The organism is Janthinobacterium sp. BHSEK, assembly GCF_056174685.1.
Genome location: NZ_JBWBYV010000287.1, coordinates 1 through 242, shown reverse-complemented (window position 1 = coordinate 242; position 242 = coordinate 1). Strand labels below are relative to the sequence as shown.

At 48.3% G+C, this 242-nt stretch carries 1 rRNA gene; it reads left to right on the top strand.

Annotation, left to right across the window (positions count from 1 at the left end):
* Positions 1 to 19: 19 nt before the first annotated feature.
* A 23S ribosomal RNA gene (locus tag AC0V2Y_RS29080) occupies positions 20 to 242 on the top strand; the annotation flags it as partial.

Sequence of the window (242 nt, the reverse complement as noted above, 5' to 3'; positions counted from 1 at the left end):
TCAGAGGCTAACGTTATAGGGACAAGCGAATAAGTGCACATGGTGGATGCCTTGGCGATTACAGGCGATGAAGGACGTAGTAGCTTGCGATAAGCTGCGGGGAGTGAGCAAACACACTTTGATCCGCAGATTTCCGAATGGGGCAACCCACCCTTTTAGGGTATTGCATACTGAATACATAGGTATGCAAGGCGAACGCGGCGAACTGAAACATCTAAGTAGCTGCAGGAAAAGAAATCAAC